Annotated in this window: 3 protein-coding genes; 2 read left to right on the forward strand and 1 reads right to left on the reverse strand. The window is 63.0% G+C overall.

All coding sequences use genetic code 11. From position 1 onward, the window contains the following. On the forward strand, nt 1-493 hold a 493-nt coding region (locus EN884_RS30705), incomplete at its 5' end, for a PRC-barrel domain-containing protein (RefSeq protein ID WP_164895258.1). Nucleotides 494-544: 51 nt separating this feature from the next. Here EN884_RS30705 and EN884_RS30710 read toward each other — a convergent pair. Then, a complete protein-coding gene (locus tag EN884_RS30710; protein ID WP_063169139.1) occupies nt 545-2116 on the reverse strand; it encodes an alkaline phosphatase family protein in 1572 nt (523 codons plus the stop codon). Between the two features lie 225 nt (nt 2117-2341). Between EN884_RS30710 and EN884_RS30715 the strand changes: the two genes are divergently transcribed. Further along, on the forward strand, nt 2342-3208 hold an 867-nt coding region (locus tag EN884_RS30715; RefSeq protein ID WP_128360933.1), incomplete at its 3' end, for a VOC family protein.

Raw genomic sequence — 3208 nt, forward strand, 5'->3', positions numbered from 1 at the left:
TGCGCCGGCAACGACGGCTTCGAATGCGCCGGCAGCAGTCGCGCCCGCCGCAGCCCCTGCCGTCGCTCCGTCCGACAAGACGGCACAGGCTCCGGCGCCCACGACCCCCGATGCCTCGGCTCCGGACCAGACAAAGACCGCAGCCATCGACAAGTCGACGCTGACCGAGATGCCGGTTGGTGAGATTCGCGCCGATGACCTCAAGGGCACGACTGTCTATGGCGCCAACGACGCCAAGGTCGGCGAGATCGGCGATGTCGTGCTTGCGCCCGACAAGAAGGCCGATGCGGTGATCGTCGATGTCGGTGGCTTCCTCGGCATTGGCGAGAAGGAAGTCGCGGTCGGCATGGATAATCTCAAATTCATGACCGACAAGGCGGGCAACAAATACCTGTACACGACCTTCACCAAGGAACAGCTCGAGGCACAAACCGCCTATGACAAGGGCAGCTATGCCGAGAAGCGCGATCAGCAGCGCATGATCGTCAGGTAGTTTCCACCCAGTCGGATACAGGCCCGCGCCGGCAACGATGCGGGCCTGTGTTCATGTGTGGCGTGGAGGCAGGCCAGCGGCATGGCCGACGAGGCCGTTCTCGGTCAATTCGGCCAGTGCCAGCGATTGATCGAGATGTTCGGCCCGCCAGGCGAGCAGTCGTTCGGCGAATTCCAGCCGCACGGCGAGATGGCTGGGGTCGGCCGCGAGGTTGTCCAATTCGTCCGGATCGTTTTCCAGATCGAACAGCAGCGGCGGCAGGTTGCCGCCGAAATGCACATATTTGAAATGTTCCGTGCGGATTACGGCGAGATTGCATTGGCGTGAGGCGATGCCGAAATGGCGTTCGGCCTCGCCCGCGGCAACCGAGCGGAAATCGAACTCCCAATGCGCGGCATCGCGCCACGCCGCCGGGGCCTCTCCGCTCAGGAACGGCTTCAGCGACCTGCCGTCGAGATGCGGCGCGGGCTCTTCGCCGAGCAGGTCGAGAAACGTCGGCAAAATGTCGACCGCTTCGGTGAAGCTGTCGACCTTGCCGCCGGCCGCCTTGCCGTGGCGCGGATCGCGGATGATCAGCGGAATGTGGTAGCTGCCGTCGAAATAGCCTCCCTTGCCCAGCATGAAATGGTCGCCCATCATCTCGGCATGGTCCGAGGTCAGCACGACGATGGTGTCGTCCCACGCGCCGGCCGCCTTGACCGCTTGCCAGATGCGGCCGAGCTGGGCGTCGACCTCGGAAATCATGCCGTAATAGATCGCGCGGAGGACGCGAAAATCGTCTTCGCTCCAGTCGTGCACCTTGCCGCTGGCGTCGGGGCGGAATTTCATCTGTTTCTGCCGGCCGAGATCATAGGCTAGATAGGGATGGTTTTCCGCCTCCTCCTGCCAACTTGCCGCGCGCCGAAAGGCCGGGCCGTCAGCCGGATCGTACATTGTGTTGTAGGGCTCCGGCACTATGAAGGGCGGGTGCGGGCTGATGAAGGAAAGATGCGCGAACCACGGCGCGGCGTGCTCCTGTTCGCCAAGCCAACGCGCGAATTCGCCGGTCAGGAAGGCCGCCGGGGTTTGCTGCCCGGAGTAGACGGGCGGCGCGTTGTCGACGGTGGTTCCGACCGCGCCGTCGGCCACCGGGCGATGGATGTCGGGAGATCCGGCGCTGGCGTCGACACCTTGTAGTTCCAGCCAGGATAGCCATTGCTTCTGATGCTCGGGCAGCAACTGGCGCACCGTAAAGCCCGGCAGCACGCCTTCATAGCTTTGCAGCCGCGGATCGCCTGGCGCCAGCAGGCGCGGATCGAGCGACACATCGGTGTAGCCGAACAGCGTCGGATCATAGCCCAGGGCGCGAGCCGAAAGCGCAATGTTGCCGTGGCGAGCGTCGAGCGGCGTGCCATTGCGGCAGACGCGGTTGTTCATCTGGTAGAGGCCGGTATAGAGGCAGGCGCGAGCGGGCGAGCAGGGCGCCGCGCCGCCATAATGCCGCTTGAACAGCACGCCCTCCGCGGCCAAAGCGTCGGCATTCGGCGTTCGCACGATCGGATGACCGGCGGCGGACAGACAATCGCCGCGCCACTGGTCGCATGTGATCAGGAGAATGTTAGGCCGCCTGGCTTTTCCAGTCACTCACGATACCTTTGTCCCGGATGTCGAACGCCGTTTATGGAACCGAATTCTGGCCATGGCGCAAGTCTGACCTGCGAGCCAATTGGTGAACGAACCTTGTTCCATCGTTCACTTTTATGACACAGTCTATTCTGTGTTTGCCGCCTTTGCGGAAACTGCCCTGGTCCTCATATTGGCGTGGACAGCGGCGAGGGCCGCACATGTACCAAGGGAAGGAGCAAGACAATGCTCGACCAGATCAAGGGCCTGCATCACGTCACGTCGATGGCCAGGGATGCCCGCCAGAACAACGATTTCTTCACCAGGAAACTCGGTCAGCGCCGGGTCAAGAAGACCGTCAATTTCGACGCGCCCGATGTTTACCATCTTTACTACGGTGACGAGGCCGGTACGCCGGGTTCGGTGATGACCTATTTCCCCTTCCCCGACATCGGCAAGGGCCGGCATGGGGTCGGGGAAGTCGGAACCACCGTCTACTCGGTGCCGGAAGGCACGCTTGGCTATTGGGAAAAACGCTTTGCCGATGAGGGCGTCACCGGCCTCTCGCGCGAAGAAACCTTCGGTGAGAAGCGCCTGGCTTTTGCCGGACCGGATGGTGACGGCTTCGCGCTGGTCGAGTGCAAGAGCGACAGCAGAGCACCCTGGGCGAAAGGCGGCGTTCCCACGGATGAGGCGATCCGAGGCTTTCATTCCGTGTCGCTCAGGCTGAAGGATGGCGGCGCCACGGAAGAGCTGCTGAAGTTCATGGGCTATGAGGAAGTCGACAAGTCCGGCAATCTCAGGCGGCTGGCGGTGAAGAACGGCAATGGCGCCGATGTCATCGACATCGAATCGCTGCCGAGCACGGCCTTCGCCGATCTCGGCGCCGGCTCCGTCCATCACGTCGCCTTCGCGGTCGAGAACCGCGCCAGGCAGCTGGAAGTACGCAAGGCGTTGATGGACACCGGCTATGGGGTGACGCCGGTGATCGACCGCGACTACTTCTGGGCGATCTATTTCCGCACACCGGGTGGCGTGCTGTTCGAAGTCGCCACCAACGAGCCGGGATTCGATCGCGACGAGGATACCGCTCATCTGGGCGAGGCGCTGAAG

Origin of the sequence: Mesorhizobium sp. M7A.F.Ca.AU.001.01.1.1 (assembly GCF_004022735.1) — a bacterium.
Classification (GTDB): Bacteria; Pseudomonadota; Alphaproteobacteria; order Rhizobiales; family Rhizobiaceae; genus Mesorhizobium; species Mesorhizobium ciceri.